This window comes from Paraburkholderia caballeronis (assembly GCF_900104845.1).
In the GTDB taxonomy this organism is placed as follows: domain Bacteria; phylum Pseudomonadota; class Gammaproteobacteria; order Burkholderiales; family Burkholderiaceae; genus Paraburkholderia; species Paraburkholderia caballeronis.
The window spans coordinates 1320140-1335311 of the sequence record NZ_FNSR01000001.1 but is presented as its reverse complement, the minus strand read 5'-3'; the positions used below and the strand labels follow the sequence as shown (position 1 = coordinate 1335311).

Annotated in this window: 17 protein-coding genes; 7 read left to right on the top strand and 10 right to left on the bottom strand. The window is 67.4% G+C overall.

Annotation, left to right across the window (positions count from 1 at the left end; genetic code table 11):
• Positions 1-117: 117 nt before the first annotated feature.
• Both BLV92_RS05950 and BLV92_RS05945 read left to right on the top strand, forming a co-directional pair.
• Positions 118-1512 carry a sigma-54 dependent transcriptional regulator gene (locus BLV92_RS05950; RefSeq protein ID WP_373681838.1) on the top strand — a complete coding sequence of 465 codons (1395 nt, stop codon included), beginning with the start codon at positions 118-120 and terminating at the stop codon, positions 1510-1512.
• A gap of 105 nt (positions 1513-1617) precedes the next feature.
• A complete protein-coding gene (locus tag BLV92_RS05945) occupies positions 1618-2115 on the top strand; it encodes a dihydrofolate reductase (protein ID WP_090543124.1) in 498 nt (165 codons plus the stop codon).
• A gap of 128 nt (positions 2116-2243) precedes the next feature.
• Here the strand turns inward: BLV92_RS05945 and pmbA are convergent, their stop codons facing one another.
• Positions 2244-3614 carry a metalloprotease PmbA gene (gene pmbA / locus BLV92_RS05940; RefSeq protein ID WP_090543122.1) on the bottom strand — a complete coding sequence of 457 codons (1371 nt, stop codon included), beginning with the start codon at positions 3612-3614 and terminating at the stop codon, positions 2244-2246.
• A gap of 206 nt (positions 3615-3820) precedes the next feature.
• Here pmbA and yjgA point away from each other — a divergent pair, with 206 nt between their 5' ends.
• Positions 3821-4429, top strand: a complete 609-nt coding sequence (gene yjgA / locus BLV92_RS05935; RefSeq protein ID WP_280141359.1) for a ribosome biogenesis factor YjgA — start codon at positions 3821-3823, stop codon at positions 4427-4429.
• Positions 4416-5039 (top strand): molybdopterin adenylyltransferase, encoded by a 624-nt coding sequence (mog, locus tag BLV92_RS05930; RefSeq protein ID WP_090543117.1) that lies wholly within the window; start codon positions 4416-4418, stop codon positions 5037-5039. Before yjgA ends, mog begins: the two co-directional genes overlap by 14 nt.
• A gap of 136 nt (positions 5040-5175) precedes the next feature.
• Here the strand turns inward: mog and orn are convergent, their stop codons facing one another.
• Entirely contained in the window at positions 5176-5793 is a 618-nt protein-coding gene (orn, locus tag BLV92_RS05925) for an oligoribonuclease (RefSeq protein WP_090543115.1), read from the bottom strand.
• 111 nt (positions 5794-5904) lie between these two features.
• Between orn and BLV92_RS05920 the strand changes: the two genes are divergently transcribed.
• Genes BLV92_RS05920 through BLV92_RS05910 form a run of 3 tightly spaced genes read left to right on the top strand, consistent with a single transcriptional unit; the run spans position 5905 to position 8435 of the window.
• Entirely contained in the window at positions 5905-7164 is a 1260-nt protein-coding gene (locus tag BLV92_RS05920; RefSeq protein WP_090543113.1) for a M48 family metallopeptidase, read from the top strand.
• Entirely contained in the window at positions 7161-8099 is a 939-nt protein-coding gene (gene rsgA / locus BLV92_RS05915; protein WP_090543111.1) for a ribosome small subunit-dependent GTPase A, read from the top strand. The genes BLV92_RS05920 and rsgA overlap by 4 nt, the downstream gene beginning before the upstream one ends.
• Before the next feature lie 12 nt (positions 8100-8111).
• Positions 8112-8435 carry a putative signal transducing protein gene (locus tag BLV92_RS05910; protein WP_090543109.1) on the top strand — a complete coding sequence of 108 codons (324 nt, stop codon included), beginning with the start codon at positions 8112-8114 and terminating at the stop codon, positions 8433-8435.
• Between the two features lie 200 nt (positions 8436-8635).
• Here BLV92_RS05910 and BLV92_RS05905 read toward each other — a convergent pair whose 3' ends face one another.
• The 8 genes from BLV92_RS05905 to BLV92_RS05870 form a co-directional block, all read right to left on the bottom strand.
• Positions 8636-9571, bottom strand: a complete 936-nt coding sequence (locus BLV92_RS05905) for a CobD/CbiB family protein (protein ID WP_090543106.1) — start codon at positions 9569-9571, stop codon at positions 8636-8638.
• Positions 9572-9719: 148 nt separating this feature from the next.
• Complete coding sequence (locus BLV92_RS05900; RefSeq protein WP_090543104.1) at positions 9720-10409, bottom strand: CoA pyrophosphatase; 690 nt, start codon at positions 10407-10409, stop codon at positions 9720-9722.
• 160 nt (positions 10410-10569) lie between these two features.
• Positions 10570-10965, bottom strand: a complete 396-nt coding sequence (gene rplS / locus BLV92_RS05895; protein WP_090543102.1) for a 50S ribosomal protein L19 — start codon at positions 10963-10965, stop codon at positions 10570-10572.
• A gap of 159 nt (positions 10966-11124) precedes the next feature.
• Complete coding sequence (trmD, locus tag BLV92_RS05890; protein WP_090543100.1) at positions 11125-11892, bottom strand: tRNA (guanosine(37)-N1)-methyltransferase TrmD; 768 nt, start codon at positions 11890-11892, stop codon at positions 11125-11127.
• A 26-nt stretch (positions 11893-11918) separates the two neighbouring features.
• The gene (gene rimM, locus BLV92_RS05885) at positions 11919-12650 is read right to left on the bottom strand and encodes a ribosome maturation factor RimM (RefSeq protein WP_090543098.1); all 732 of its coding nucleotides are present in this window, start codon (positions 12648-12650) and stop codon (positions 11919-11921) included.
• Between the two features lie 96 nt (positions 12651-12746).
• Complete coding sequence (gene rpsP / locus BLV92_RS05880) at positions 12747-13010, bottom strand: 30S ribosomal protein S16 (protein WP_090543096.1); 264 nt, start codon at positions 13008-13010, stop codon at positions 12747-12749.
• Between the two features lie 230 nt (positions 13011-13240).
• The gene (locus BLV92_RS05875; RefSeq protein ID WP_090543094.1) at positions 13241-14374 is read right to left on the bottom strand and encodes a PA0069 family radical SAM protein; all 1134 of its coding nucleotides are present in this window, start codon (positions 14372-14374) and stop codon (positions 13241-13243) included.
• A gap of 146 nt (positions 14375-14520) precedes the next feature.
• Positions 14521-15009, bottom strand: coding sequence for an Lrp/AsnC ligand binding domain-containing protein (locus BLV92_RS05870; RefSeq protein WP_090543092.1), 489 nt, complete (start codon positions 15007-15009; stop codon positions 14521-14523).
• Positions 15010-15172: the final 163 nt, after the last annotated feature.

Genomic DNA, 15172 nt, shown 5'->3' with positions numbered 1-15172 from the left:
GTGCGCGAACCCTCCCCTCTGAGCGCCAACGTGACGCCCTTCGCGAGCGTCGCGCGGCGGCTCGCGGTCACGAGGCCGCCGCAATCCGCCGTCGCGCCGCAGGACCACGACGACACGCTGCGCGCTCCGCAGTCCGAACCCGCCACCGAGCGCCCGCTGCTGTACGTCGCGCGCGCGCCGGACATGGCGCTCGTCGCGTACCTGAAGAGCCGCGGCTGGGATCTGGTGACGGCGCGCACGCCATACGAGGCGACGAAGCAGTTGAAACCCGACCTCGCGTGCGCGGGCGTCGTCGACCTGACCGGCTTCGGGCAGCGCGAACTGGGGAGCCTCGAAACGAGCCTGCGGCTTCAGCAGGTCGGCTGGATCGTGCTGACCGACGAAAACCGCCTCGCCGATCCGGGCGTGCGCCGGCTGATCCGCCATTACTGCTTCGACTACGTGCAGCTGCCGGTCGCGCACGCGACGCTCGACTACCTCGTGAACCACGCGCTCGGGATGGTCGCGCTGTGCGACCTGGACGCGCCGCCGGCCGCCACTGCTACGCCGGACGACGACGAGATGGTCGGCACCTGCGACGCGATGCAGCAACTGTTCCGCACGATCCGCAAGGTCGCGAACACCGACGCGACCGTGTTCATCTCCGGCGAGTCGGGCACCGGCAAGGAGCTGACCGCGCTCGCGATCCACGAGCGCTCCGCGCGCCGCAAGGCGCCGTTCGTGCCGATCAACTGCGGCGCGATCCCGCATCATCTGCTGCAATCCGAACTGTTCGGCTACGAGCGCGGCGCGTTCACCGGCGCGAACCAGCGCAAGGTCGGCCGCGTCGAGTCGGCCGACGGCGGCACGCTGTTCCTCGACGAAATCGGCGACCTGCCGCTGGAGAGCCAGGCGAGCCTGCTGCGCTTCCTTCAGGAAGGCAAGATCGAGCGGCTCGGCGGCCACGAGCAGATTCAGGTGGACGTGCGGATCATCTCCGCGACCCACGTCGATCTCGAAACCGCGATGCGCGAAGGGCGCTTCCGGCAGGACCTGTATCACCGGCTGTGCGTGCTGCGCGTGGACGAGCCGCCGCTGCGCGCGCGCGGCAAGGACATCGAGATCCTCGCGCACCACATCCTGCGCAAGTTCAAGATGGACAGCGCGCGCCGGATCCGCGGCTTCACGCCGTGCGCGATCGAGGCGATGTACAACTACAACTGGCCCGGCAACGTGCGCGAGTTGATCAACCGCGTGCGCCGCGCGATCGTGATGGCCGAAAGCAAGCTGATCTCGGCGGAAGACCTCGACCTCGCGCAGTTCGCCGGCAGCGAGACGCTGACGCTCGCGCAGGCGCGCGAGGCGGCCGAGCGGCGCGCGATCGAAGCGGCGCTGCTGCGGCACCGGCACCGGCTCGCAGAGGCGGCGGCCGAACTCGGCATCTCGCGCGTGACGCTGTACCGGCTGATGGGCTCGCACGGGCTGCGCGACGAAAAGACGACGTTCGATGCCGATGCGGAAGCTCACGAGTGAGCGGCGCGGAGGATCGTCAGGACGTCGGCGCGGGTTAGCGCGGACGGCCGTGGCCGCCCGCGTCGGGTAGAATCGGTGCGCTCCAGACTCCACCCGACCTGTTCGATGACGACGCTCACGCTGATCGTCGCCCGCGCGCGCAATGGCGTGATCGGCCGCGACAACCAACTGCCCTGGCGGCTGCCCGAAGACCTCGCGTTCTTCAAGCGCACGACGATGGGCGCGCCGATCGTGATGGGCCGCAAGACGCACGAATCGATCGGCCGCGTGCTGCCGGGCCGGCGCAACATCGTCGTCACGCGCGACGCGTCGAAACGCTTTCCGGGCTGCGACACGGCGACGAGCCTCGACGAGGCGCTCGCGCTCGCCGCGCAGGACCACGCGCCGGAGGCATTCCTGATCGGCGGCGCGCAACTGTACGTCGAAGGCATCGAGAAGGCGCACAAGCTGATCGTCACCGAGATCGCCGCCGACTTCGACGGCGACGCGACGTTCCCCGCCCCCGATCCCGCGCACTGGCGCGAGACGGCGCGCGACACGCTGCACGCGAATCCGCCGAACGACTTCGATTTCGCGTTCGTCACCTACGAGCGGCGCGACTGACGGTCCGCGTCATCCGCGGCTGAAGCTTCGCATCGCCTGGCAAAAAAAAACGGTACGCGCAGCGCGTACCGTTTTCGTTTCAAGGCGCGGGCGCGGCATCGATCGACGCCGCGCCGCAACCGCCCGGCTTACTGCCCGGCGACCGTCATCCGCTCGATCAGCACCGAGCCGGTCTGCCGCGTGCCGCGCGCCAGCGTATCCGCGCCGACCGCGACGATGTGGCGGAACATCTCCTGCAACGTCGACGCGACGGTGATCTCCTCGACCGGATACTGGATCACGCCGTTCTCGACCCAGAAGCCCGACGCGCCGCGCGAATAGTCGCCGGTCACGAAGTTCACGCCCTGCCCCATCAGTTCGGTCAGCAACAGGCCGGTGCCGAGTTTCTTCAGCATCGCCTCGAAGTCGTCGTCCGGCTGCGTCAGCGAGCTTTGCAGCGCGAGGTTGTGCGAGCCGCCGGCGTTGCCGGTCGTCTGCATGCCGAGCTTGCGCGCCGAATAACTCGACAGGAAATAACCCTGCACGACGCCGTCCTTCACGACGTCGCGATGGCGCGTGCGCACGCCCTCCTCGTCGAACGGCGCGCTGCCGGCCGCGCGCGGCACGTGCGGGTCCTCGACGATCTGGATGTGCGGCGCGAACACCGGCTTGCCGAGGCTGTCGACGAGGAACGAGGTCTTGCGGTACAGCGCGCCGCCGCTCGTCGCCTGCACGAACGCGCCGAGCAGGCCCGCCGCGATCGGCGCCTCGAACAGCACCGGCACCTTGCGCGTGTCGAGCCCGCGCGCGCCGAGCCGCGCGAGCGCGCGTTCCGCCGCGTAACGGCCGACCGCCTCAGGCGCGGCCAGTTCGCTCGCGCTGCGGCGCGACGTGTACCAGTCGTCGCGCTGCATGTTGCGGCCCTCGCCGGCGATCGGCGCGCACGAGATGTAGTGGCGCGAATACGGGTAGCCGTGCAGGAAGCCGCTCGTCGTGCCGAGCACGAACTGCGAATGCTGCGCGGATACGCTCGCGCCTTCCGAATTGCGCACGCGCGGGTCGGTCGCGAACGCGGCGTCTTCCGCGCGGCGCGCGATCTCGACGGCCTCGTCGGCGGACAGCGACCACGGGTGATACAGGTCGAGGTCGCGCGGCGCGGTTTCCAGCAGGTCGCGGTCCGCGAGGCCCGCGCAGTCGTCGTCCGCGGTGAAGCGCGCGATGTTGTACGCGGCCGCGACCGTGTCCTTCAGCGCCTGCGGCGAGAAGTCCGACGTGCTCGCGTTGCCGCGCTTGTTGCCGAGGTAGACGGTCACGCCGACCATCTTGTCGCGGTTATGCTCGATCGTCTCGACTTCGCCGCGGCGCACCGACACCGACAGGCCGTCGCCTTCGGAGATTTCGGTCGCCGCATCGGTCGCGCCGAGCGTCTTCGCGTGACGGAGGATGTCCGACGCGATCTCCTTCAGTTCGTCCTGCGTATGCGGAAAAAATCGCTGCCGGGCTTCGAGGTCTGCTGCCATTGTCGTTACGGTCCGGGTTCGGGGCCGATGCGGCCCGCTGGTGGTCGATGCTCGATGCGCGTCGTCCGCGCATCCCGCGATCATAGCAAGGACTGCGCACACGCACCGCCACGCGTTTCCCCGATGCGCGGCGCGCGCGTTTTCGCGTCGGCGACGACGCCCGCGCTGCGGCGGTACGCCGCCGCACGCGCGATACAATACGCGCCATGACACGCAAAACCCGCATTCAACCCATGCACGACGCGGCCGCCGAGCCCGACGACAACGGCTACGACCGCCCGAGCAAATCGCAGCTGAAGCGCGAAATGCACGCGCTCCAGGAACTCGGCGTGGCCCTCGTCGAACTGCCGAAGGACGCGCTCAAGCGCATGCCGATGCCCGAACACCTCGCGGACGCGGTCCACGAGGCGCGCCGGATCACCGACCACGAAGGCAAGCGCCGCCAGTTGCAATACGTCGGCCGCGTGATGCGCTCGCTGCGCGACGACGAAACCGCCCTGCTGCGCACCGCACTCGAAGCGTATCGCGGCGTGAACCGCGCGGCGACCGCCCGGCTGCACTGGATCGAGCGCACGCGCGAACAGCTGCTCGCCGACGACGCGGCGCTGACCGAGTTCATCCGCGTGCATCCGGCCGCGGACCCGCAGGAAGGCCGCACGCTGATCCGCAACGCGCGCCGCGAGGCGCAGCAGGGCAAGCCGCCGCGCTACTTCCGCGAACTGTTCCAGTGGATCAAGACCACGAGCGGTTCCGACGACGAAGACGACGGCGACGGACAACCCGGCCATCAGGACAACGACGATGACGAAGCCTGAACGCAGCCATCCGGACGAACTGGTGATCGGCCTCGTGTCGGTCAGCGACCGCGCGACGGCCGGCGTCTACGAGGACAAGGGAATTCCGGCGCTGACCGAATGGCTCGGCGCGGCGCTGAAGTCGCCGTGGCGCGCACAGACGCGGCTGATCCACGACGACGCGGCGACGATCTCCGCGACGCTGACCGCGCTGGTGGACGGCCTCGGCTGCGACCTCGTGCTGACGACCGGCGGCACCGGCCCCGCGCGGCGCGACGTGACGCCGGAGGCGACGCTCGCGGTCGCGACGAAGGAAATGCCGGGTTTCGGCGAGCAGATGCGGCAGATCAGCCTGAATTTCGTGCCGACCGCGATCCTGTCGCGGCAGGTCGCGGTGATCCGCGAAACGGACGATCACGCGGCGCTGATCATCAACCTGCCCGGCCAGCCGAAGTCGATCCGCGAGACGCTCGAAGGGCTGCGCGACGACAGCGGCGTGGTGAAGGTGCCGGGGATTTTCGCGGCGGTGCCGTATTGCATCGACCTGATCGGCGGGCCGTATATCGAGACCGATCCGGCCGTCGTCGCGGCATTCAGGCCGAAGAGCGCGCAACGCGCGCCGCGCGGATAACGGGCGTTACCGGTTCGCGGCGGCGCGGGTCGGGTGCTGCTTCGGACTGTTGCGGCGCCCAGGGGGCGTGGTGAGCGCGGCGGCACCGGCGGGCTTTGCGCGGCGCAAGCCGACCGATGCGCACGCAGGCCGTGAATCAGGCGACGGGAGCCGCATCCGGCGACGCCGGAATCAGGAAGTGTTCGCGGTAATACTTCAGCTCGTCGATCGATTCGTGGATGTCCGCAAGCGCGGTATGCATCGCGCGCTTCTGGAACCCCTTGTAGATCGCCGGCTGCCAGCGGCGGCACAGTTCCTTCAGCGTGCTGACGTCCAGGTTGCGGTAATGGAAGAAGCGTTCGAGCGTCGGCATCCAGCGCGCCATGAAGCGGCGGTCCTGGCAGATCGAGTTGCCGCACATCGGCGACTTGCCCGGCGGCACGTACTGGCCGAGGAATTCGACGATCAGCCGGGTCGCCTCCGCCTCGTCCACCGTCGACGCGCGCACCCGCCCGGTCAGCCCCGAACGGCCGTGCGTGTTGCGGTTCCACTCGTCCATCCGGTCGAGTTCCGCTTCGCTCTGATGAATCGCGAGCACCGGGCCTTCGACCATCTTGTCGAGCGTCGAATTCGTGACGACGACCGCGATTTCGATGATACGGTCGTGGTCCGGGTCGAGCCCCGTCATTTCCATGTCGAGCCAGATCAGGTTCATGTCGCTGCGCGCGAGCGGCGGCAGCGGGTCGACGGGTTCGATCGCGTTGGTGTCAGTCATGAGGGAAGCCCCGGAGTCGGTACGAATCGGCTCGCGGACCGCGCGACGACGCGCAGCAGCCCCGGCCGGCAAGAACATATAATTGTCGCATAGATACCACGGACTCCCCGGATGCCTACCCTTTACTTCAGCGCCCTCTTCGTGATCGCGGTGGTCGCGATGGTCGCGACCAGGCTGTGGCTCGCGTCACGCCAGATCCGCTTCGTCGCCGCGCATCGCGACGCGGTGCCGCCACAGTTCTCCTCGACGATCCCGCTGACCGCGCATCAGCGCGCGGCCGACTACACGGTCGCGCGCACGCGGCTCACGATGATCGAAGTCGTGCTCGGCGCGGTCGTGCTGATCGCGCTGACACTGCTCGGCGGCGTGCAGGCGCTCGACCTCGGCATTTCCGACGCGCTCGGGCGCGGCTACGTCGGCCAGATCGCGCTGATCGGCGCGGTGATCGCGATCACCGGCGCGATCGAACTGCCGCTCGACTACTACCGGCAGTTCGTCGTCGAGGCACGCTTCGGCTTCAACCGGATGACGAAGGGCATCTTCTTCGCGGACCGCATCAAGGGCGTCGTGATCGGCGCGGCGTTCGGCGTGCCGCTGCTGTTCGTCGTGCTGTGGCTGATGAAGCAGGCCGGCAGCCTGTGGTGGCTGTGGACGTGGGCCGTCTGGGTCGTGTTCCAGATGCTCGTGCTGGTGCTGTATCCGAGCTTCATCGCGCCGCTCTTCAACAAGTTCGAGCCGCTGAAGGACGACGCGCTGCGCGCGCGCATCGAGGCGCTGATGAAGCGCTGCGGCTTCGCGGCGAAGGGCCTGTTCGTGATGGACGGCAGCCGCCGCTCCGCGCACGGCAACGCGTACTTCACCGGCTTCGGCGCGGCAAAGCGGATCGTGTTCTTCGACACGCTGCTCGCGCGGCTGTCCGGCAGCGAGATCGAAGCGGTGCTCGCGCACGAACTCGGCCACTTCAAGCGCCGTCACGTGCTCAAGCGGATGGCCGTGTCGTTCGCGATCAGCCTCGCGCTGCTTGCGGTGCTCGGCTGGCTGTCGCAGCGCGTGTGGTTCTACGAAGGGCTCGGCGTGCGGCCGTCGCTGCTCGGCGGCAACGAAGGGCTCGCGCTGGTGCTGTTCTTCCTCGCGGCGCCCGTCTTCCTGTTCTTCGTGACGCCGCTCGGCAGCCTCAGCTCGCGCAAGCACGAGTTCGAGGCCGACGCGTTCGCCGCGACGCAGACCGACGCGCAGAACCTCATCAACGCGCTCGTGAAGCTGTACGAGGACAACGCGTCAACGCTGACGCCCGACCCGCTCTACACCGCGTTCTACTACTCGCATCCGCCCGCGTCGCAGCGGATCGACCGCCTGCTGCAACACGCATGAGCCGGCGCGCACCGAAAGCCGCCGCTCCCGCCGCAGAGGGTACGCCGACGCGCGGCACCGTGATCGCCGCGCACGGCCGCCACTATGTCGTCGCGCCGGACGGCGGCGGCGCGCCGCTGCAATGCTTCCCGCGCGGCAAGAAGAGCGAGGTCGCGGTCGGCGACCACGTGACGTACGAGCCGACGTCCGCCGACCAGGGCGTGATCGTCGAGATAAGCGAGCGGCGCAACCTGCTGTACCGCTCGGACCAGTACAAGTCGAAGCTCTTCGCGGCGAACCTCGATCAACTGCTGATCGTGCTCGCGACCGAGCCGCACTTCAGCGAAGACCTGCTCGGCCGCGCGCTCGTCGCAGCCGACGCGAACGACCTGAAACCGCTGATCCTGCTGAACAAAACCGACGTCGCGGCGGCGCTGCCGCTTGCGCGCGAGCGGCTCGCGCGTTATCGCGAACTCGGTTATCCGGTCGTCGAGGTGTCAATCCGCACGCAGCCGGAAGCCGCGCGCGACGCGCTCGCCGGCCACCTGCACGGTCATTCGACGCTGCTGCTCGGCCAGTCCGGGATGGGCAAATCGACGCTCGTGAACCTGCTGATTCCGGATGCGGAAGTGGCGACGCGCGAGATTTCGACCGCGCTGAACAGCGGCCGCCACACGACGACGTTCACGCGCCTCTACGCGCTGCCGGGCGGCGGCTCGCTGATCGACTCGCCCGGTTTCCAGGAATTCGGGCTGTACCACCTGACCGAAGGCACGCTCGAACGCGCGTTTCCGGAGTTCCGGCCGCTGCTCGCGCACTGCCGGTTCTACAACTGCCACCATCTGCACGAACCGGGCTGCGCGATTCTCGAAGCGGTCGAGGACGGGCGCATCGCGCGCGAGCGGCACGCGCTGTATGCGCAGCTCGTGCACGAGATCAGCCAGGTCGTGCGCTGACCGCTCGCCGCCATGCTCAGGCTCACACGCGCACCGAACGTGATCGTCGCGCAGCACTGGCTGAACATTCTCGCGACGGCCGGCGTGCCGTGCGAGTTGCACAACCGCTATCTGAGCGGCGCGCTCGGCGAGATTCCGGCGGAGCAATGCGCGCCGGAACTGTGGCTCGTCGACGAACGCGACGAGAAGCTCGCGCGGCGGCTGCTCGCGGATGCGTCGAACGGGCCGCCGCCCGGCGCGCAGCCATGGCATTGCCAGCATTGCGGCGAGACGCTCGAAGCGCAGTTCACCGTCTGCTGGCAGTGCGGCAACGCGCGGGACGACCGCGACGTGTGATGCCGGCCGATGCTTTTCGGCTTGCGCGCGGCCCGCGTCGCCGGTCCGGGGCGCCGGGGGGCACAACGGAACCGTTCTGGCAAACGGCCCTCGCCGCTGAATTCCGATAACGGCCGGCTCCGGCGCCGATCGCCCTGCCCAAAACGAAACGGCCCGCGCGGGATGCGCGGGCCGTTTTTACGTCGCAGGCGGATCGGGAATCAGACCCAGAGCGCGATCGTCAGCATCAGCAGCAGGATCATCCACAGGATCACCGCGCGCCACACGAGGCCGACCGCCGATTGCAGCGTGCGCGGCGTGCAATCGTCGCCGACCGTCACCGGGCCGCCCTCGCCCGGCGTCAGCACGTCGAGGCTCGACGGCTCCGCGAGCGGCCCCGACAGCCGCGCGCCGAGCGCCCCGCTGCCGGCCGCGAGCAGCACGCCTTCGTTCGTGTCCGGCCACTGGTTCGCGTGGTTGCGCCATGCATAGATCGCGTCCTCGAAGTTGCCGACGATCGCGAAGCCGAGCGACGTGAGGCGCGCCGGAATCCAGTCGATCACGAAGAACACGTACTGCGCGAAGTCAGAGAAAACCTCGGTGCGCTCGTCGGCCGGGCGCGACCATTCGCGCGCGAGGAACTCCGCGATCCGGTACAGCACGGCGCCCGCCGGCCCGATCGGCACGAGGAACCAGAAGAACACGCCGAACACGTGCCGGTGCGACGCGACCACCGCGTGAATCAGCGTATGGCGGACGATCTCGCTGACCGGCATGTCGACCGCCTCGATGCCGGTCCACTCCTGCAGGATTTCACGCGCGCGCGGCACGTCGTCGTTGTTCAGTGCGAGGTGGATGTCGGTGAAATAGTGGCTGAACTGCCGGAAGCCGAGCGTGAAATAGACGATCACCACGTTCCACAGGAACGCGAGCACGAAGCTGATGTGGTACAGCACGTAATAGACGAGCGCGACCGCCGCGGTCCACGGCAGCACGACGACGAGCCACGCGAGCACGCCGTGCTTCTGCTTGCCCGCATCGAAGCCATGCGCGGCCCATTCCGCATGCAGGCGCAGCAGCGCCATCACCGGATTGTTCGGCGACAGCGCACGCACCTGTTCGATCACGAGAGCCAGCAATACGGAGAAGAAGGTCATGCGACGCGCCGTGCAATTCAGGTTTGGAAATTCAGGTTGAGAAAATTGTTTCGCAACGATATCACAGGGTCAGATGTGCCTGAACGCACGGACGCAAACGCACAACAGTGCGCGCGCCCGCCGCGCGACCCTCCATCGCCCGCGCCGCTCATGCGCGCAGGAAACGGTAGAAGTTGCGCAGCATCCCGGCCGTCGCGCCCCAGATGAAATGATGGACGCCGACGCCGCCGTCACCGGTCGGAGGATACGGCATCGCGAAGAAACGGCGCTCGCCGCCTTCCCATCTCAACAGGCGCACCTCGTGGTGCGCGGGGTTCATCAGGAAATTCAGCGGCACTTCGAAGATTTCCGCGACTTCCAGCGAATCGGCAACGACCGAAAACGGCTCGTGCACGAGGCCGACAACCGGCGTCACGCGAAAACCGGTGCCGGTCAGATAGTCGGGCAACGCGCCGAGCACCTCGACGCGCGACGGGTCCAGATTTACCTCTTCGTGCGCCTCGCGCAGCGCGGCCGCGACCGGACTCGCGTCCTCGGGCTCGCGGCTGCCGCCGGGGAAGCTGATCTGCCCCGCATGATTGCTGAGATTGTCGGCGCGCTGCGTGAGCAGTACGTTCAGGCCGGACGGACGAATCGCGAGCGGTATCAGCACCGCCGCCTCGCGCGGGTCGCGGATGCTCGTCACGCGCGCTTCCTGCGGCTCGGGGTCCCACGGCAAGCGCAGTTCGAAGCGCGCACGCAGACCGTCGGGAGTCAGCCGCTCGGGTACGACCGGCGGCAGATCGGCGCCCGTGGATTCGACGGGCAGGCTTTCGGGTTCGAAGACGGGACGGATCAACGGATCTCTCAAATGACGCGCACGTCGATGCGTGCGAAGCAGACCTCACGCGCGGTTGCCGGCGTCTTGCGGCCGGTCGGCTCGATGGTCCCCTGTTTCGTCGTTATTGTGAGTGCAAAAAGAAAAAAGCACCCCGGAGGGTGCTTTTTTCTTACAGCTTTTACGCCTGCTCGACCGGAGCCGCTGCGCGGTCTTTCGACACCAGCTTTTCCTTGATACGAGCCTTCTTGCCCGACAGGTTGCGCAGGTAGTACAGCTTCGCGCGACGCACGTCGCCGCGACGCTTCACCACGATGCTGGCCAGCAGCGGCGAGTACGTCTGGAACGTACGCTCGACGCCTTCGCCCGACGAGATCTTGCGAACGATGAACGACGAGTTCAGACCGCGGTTGCGCTTCGCGATCACGACGCCTTCGTACGCCTGAACGCGCTTGCGGGTGCCTTCAACCACGTTCACGTTGACGATCACCGTATCGCCCGGGGCGAATTCGGGGATGGTCTTTTCGCCGAGCACGCGCTGGATTTCTTCCTGCTCGAGTTTTGCAATCAGATTCATGACTGACTCCTTGAGCCATCTTGTCGGCGTTCGTACCTGTGCCGGACTCCGGCAGGAATCCTGGCAACTACGGCCCCGATAGAGGATGGGTTCACATCTGGCGCCGTTCACGCATGAAGCGGCGCCGCCCTTGCGTCCCGTTCACGGCCCGGCGAAGCATTACGCTCCGTCGGCTCCTTTCGCGAGACTCGCGAGCCATGCCTCGTCGGCACGACTCAACTTTCCGTTCTTTCTGGCCTGTCCGATCAGGTCGGGCCGTTTGTGAAACGTGTTGCGCAGCGCCTCGCGGCGGCGCCACAACTCGATTTCCGCATGATGGCCGCCGATCAGCACGTCCGGCACGCGCGTCCCTTCGTATTCCTCAGGGCGCGTGTAGTGCGGACAGTCGAGCAGGCCGTCGACGAAACTGTCCTGCACCGCCGACTGCGCGTCGTTCAGCACGCCGGGCAACTGGCGCACCACCGCGTCCATCAGCGCCATCGCCGGCAACTCGCCGCCGGACAGCACGAAGTCGCCGAGGCTGACTTCCTCGTCCACGCAACGGTCGACGAGACGCTGGTCGATCGCCTCGTAGCGACCGCACAGCAGCACGAGGCCCGGTTCCTGCGCGAACTGCATCACCCGTTCGTGCGTGAGGCGCGCGCCCTGCGGCGACATCAGCAGCACGCGCGGGCGCTCGACGCCCAGTTGCGCCTGCGCGGCCTTCGCCGCGCCGATCGCGTCTTCGAGCGGCCGCGCCAGCATCACCATGCCGGGGCCGCCGCCGTACGGCCGATCGTCGATCGTCCGGTAGTTGTCGGTCGTGAAATCGCGCGGATTCCACGTGCGCAACTCATAACGCTGCTGCTTCGCCGCCCGGCTCGTGATGCCCCAGTCGGTCAGCGCGCGGAACATCTCGGGAAAGAGCGTGACGACATCGAACTGCATCGCTCTCTCCGTTCAGCGAATCAGGTTCAGTAATCGGCGTCCCAATCGACGACGATGCGCTTCGCCGCCTGATCCACCGTCTTAACGTATGCGCCGACGAACGGAATCAGCCGCTCGCCGGTGACCGGCTTGCCGTCCTTGCCCGTCGACGGATACTCGATGCGCAGCACCGAATGCGCGCCGTTGTCGAGCAGGTCGGCGACCTTGCCGAGTTCGACGCCCGCTTCGTTCACGACATCAAGGCCGAGCAGATCGACCCAGTAAAATTCGTCGGCTTCGAGCGCGGGGAATTCGTCGCGGCTTACGTACACGCGCCAGCCGCGCAGCAGCAGCGCCGCATCGCGGTCGGCGACGCCGCCGAGCTGGCCGACGATCGTATCGCCGTGGACCTTCGCGGCAACGCGCGGCGCGGACTGCCGCTCGCGGTCTTTCGCGAGCCACCAGCGTTTCGCGGACAGCAGCGCGTTGTCGCCGAGCGAGCCCTGAGCGTGCGCCGCGACCTTCACCCAGCCCTTCAGGCCGTAGGCATCGATCACCGCGCCGACTTCGATCGCGTCGGTGGGCCAGCTTGCATCGGACTCGCCGCGCAGGCCTTCGACCGGTTCGACCGCGCCTTTCGGCGTCTGGCCGCGGCCGGGCTTCTGCGCGAACGCGCCGAACGTCGGCCGCGCCCGCTGCGGGCGGCGCTCCGCGTCGCCGCCGGACGCCGGGCGGGCGGACGATCCGTCACCCGTCTTGTCGGTATCACTTGCGGACATCGCCGAACCTCACAACCCGCTCAAAACATCGGCACCGTCGATACAGGCGCACGATGGGAAAACCACAGACAAACCCAGATGACTTGTTCAGCAGCCTTACGCAGCCGGCTGGGCGACGGTTGCCTTTTGCGCTTCCTTCACGAGGCGCTCGACAGCCGGCGACAGTTGCGCGCCAACGCCTTGCCAATAGGTGACGCGATCCTGCGCGATGCGCAGCGTTTCACCCTTGGTGGCGACCGGGTTGTAGAAGCCGACGCGTTCGATGAAACGGCCGTCGCGACGGTTACGCGAATCGGTTGCGACGATGTTGTAGAACGGGCGCTTCTTCGAGCCGCCGCGTGCCAGACGGATGATGACCATACTAGAATCCTTGAAAACCGGGGTTCGGAAACACTGAAACGTGCGATTATAGCCCGAAACCAAAGCCATAACAAACACTTAACGGGAAAACTACAGTACCGGGCGATCGCGGTTCCCGGGCCGCCTTTCAGGACGGCGCTCGGCGCGTGCTGCGCGGAATGGCCGGGCGCGCCTCGCTCGGCGCAGGTCGCGGCAAAGAACTTCCTCGCGGCGACCACCATCGCCAGCAGCTAGAACAGATCCATCTGCGGATTCTGCGGCGGCGCCTTCGCCGGCTTGCCCCGGCTGAACTGCGACATGTCCAGGATGCCGTGACGCCGCTCGTTCAGCCCGAGCCGCCGCACCGCGTTGTGGAAACGCTGCTTCAGCAGGTCGGCCCACAGGCCGGTTCCCTTCATCCGCTGCGCGAACGACGAATCGTAGTCCTTGCCGCCGCGCATGTCGCGCACGCGGCTCATCACCCGCTCTGCGCGATCCGGGAAATGCGCGGTCAGCCAGTCGCGGAACAGCGGCGCGACCTCCCACGGCAGCCGCAACACGATATAACTCGCGCTCGTCGCGCCAGCCTGCGCGCACGCTTCCAGCACCCGCTCGATGTCCGGTTCGGTGACGAACGGAATCACCGGCGCGATGCTGACGCCGACCGGCACGCCCGCGTCGGCCAGCGTGCGGATCGTCCGGAGCCGGCGCGACGGCGTCGCCGCGCGCGGCTCCAGCGTGCGCGCGATGTCCGCGTCGAGCGTCGTGATCGTGATCGCCGCAACGAACTGCTGACGCCCGGCCATCGGCGCCAGCAGGTCCAGTTCGCGCTCGATCAGCGACGACTTCGTGATCGCCGCAAACGGATGGTTGCGCTCGTGCAGCACCTCGATCACGCGCCGCGTGATCCGCAGGTCGCGCTCGGCCGGCTGCCACGCGTCGGTGTTCACGCCGAGCGCAATCGGCTCCGGTTCGTAGGACGGCTTCGACAGTTCGCGCGCGAGCAGTTCCGGCGCGTTGATCTTCGCGTAGATCCGGCTCTCGAAATCGAGCCCCGGAGACAGGCCCAGGTAGCTGTGCGTCGGCCGCGCGAAGCAATAGATGCAGCCGTGCTCGCAGCCGCGGTACGGATTCAGCGACACGCTGAACGGAATGTCCGGCGACTGGTTGCGCGTCAGGATGCTCTTCGCGTGTTCGGTGAACACCTGCGTGCGCAAGGCGGGAGCGTCGTCGTCCTGCTCCCCATGCCGCCAGCCGTCGTCGAACGCCTCGCGCTGATCGACTTCGTAGCGGCCCTGCAAATTGGTCACCGCGCCGCGGCCCTTGCGCGGCGCGGGTGGCGCGACGGGAAACCAGGCATCGGAATCGTGGTCCGGATCGTTCACGGCAAGCGGCTTAAAAAACGTTGAGCCGCGTCACAGCGACGCGGCCTGATACTGTACAAATATACAGTATCAGGCCGCGTTGTCGAGCGCGAAAAACGGCGCCGGAACGCGCGTCCGGCCGATGGCCATCGCGGCGGTCAGGGCGCTCAGTCGCCGACCGCGATGGTCAGCGTCTCCTTGATCTCCTCCATCACCACGTAGCTCTTCGACTGCACCGCGCCCGGCAGTTGCAGCAGGATGTCGCCGAGCAGCTTCCGGTAGTCGGCCATCTCGCCGATGCGCGCCTTGATCAGATAGTCGAAGTCGCCGGACACCAGATGGCATTCGAGCACCTCGGGAATCTTCTGCACCTCGCGGCGGAACTGGTCGAACATGTTGCCGCTCTTGTGATCGAGCGTGATCTCGACGAACACCAGCAGCGCGGCGCCCAGCACCGCCGGGTTCACCCGCGCGTAATAGCCGGTGATCACGCCGTCGCGCTCCATCCGCTTCACCCGCTCGATGCACGGCGTGACCGACAGCCCGACCTGTTCCGCGAGGTCCTTCATCGCCATCCGGCCGTCCTGTTGCAGCAACTTCAGGATGCGGTGATCGAGACGGTCGAGCGAGCGGACCGGTTGCCGTTGTGTTCGCATGATTTTTTGCTGAATTTCGGAGAAAAACAATAACAAAACCTGAACCGACACCAATAGCATAGCGCTAATTACTGGTCCGCCGCGCTATGACGCGGTTTTCGCCTGGACACCATGCGCCCCGGCGACGCAACGCCGGACGACCGTTTAATTTCAGGGAGCAGCT

Coding starts and splice junctions, on each gene's coding strand:
- BLV92_RS05945 (WP_090543124.1), top strand. CDS start 1,618: ATGACGACGCTCACGCTGATCGTCGCCCGCGCGCGCAATGGCGTGATC.
- pmbA (WP_090543122.1), bottom strand. CDS start 3,614: ATGGCAGCAGACCTCGAAGCCCGGCAGCGATTTTTTCCGCATACGCAG.
- yjgA (WP_280141359.1), top strand. CDS start 3,821: ATGACACGCAAAACCCGCATTCAACCCATGCACGACGCGGCCGCCGAG.
- mog (WP_090543117.1), top strand. CDS start 4,416: ATGACGAAGCCTGAACGCAGCCATCCGGACGAACTGGTGATCGGCCTC.
- orn (WP_090543115.1), bottom strand. CDS start 5,793: ATGACTGACACCAACGCGATCGAACCCGTCGACCCGCTGCCGCCGCTC.
- BLV92_RS05920 (WP_090543113.1), top strand. CDS start 5,905: ATGCCTACCCTTTACTTCAGCGCCCTCTTCGTGATCGCGGTGGTCGCG.
- rsgA (WP_090543111.1), top strand. CDS start 7,161: ATGAGCCGGCGCGCACCGAAAGCCGCCGCTCCCGCCGCAGAGGGTACG.
- BLV92_RS05910 (WP_090543109.1), top strand. CDS start 8,112: ATGCTCAGGCTCACACGCGCACCGAACGTGATCGTCGCGCAGCACTGG.
- BLV92_RS05905 (WP_090543106.1), bottom strand. CDS start 9,571: ATGACCTTCTTCTCCGTATTGCTGGCTCTCGTGATCGAACAGGTGCGT.
- rplS (WP_090543102.1), bottom strand. CDS start 10,965: ATGAATCTGATTGCAAAACTCGAGCAGGAAGAAATCCAGCGCGTGCTC.
- trmD (WP_090543100.1), bottom strand. CDS start 11,892: ATGCAGTTCGATGTCGTCACGCTCTTTCCCGAGATGTTCCGCGCGCTG.
- rimM (WP_090543098.1), bottom strand. CDS start 12,650: ATGTCCGCAAGTGATACCGACAAGACGGGTGACGGATCGTCCGCCCGC.
- rpsP (WP_090543096.1), bottom strand. CDS start 13,010: ATGGTCATCATCCGTCTGGCACGCGGCGGCTCGAAGAAGCGCCCGTTC.
- BLV92_RS05870 (WP_090543092.1), bottom strand. CDS start 15,009: ATGCGAACACAACGGCAACCGGTCCGCTCGCTCGACCGTCTCGATCAC.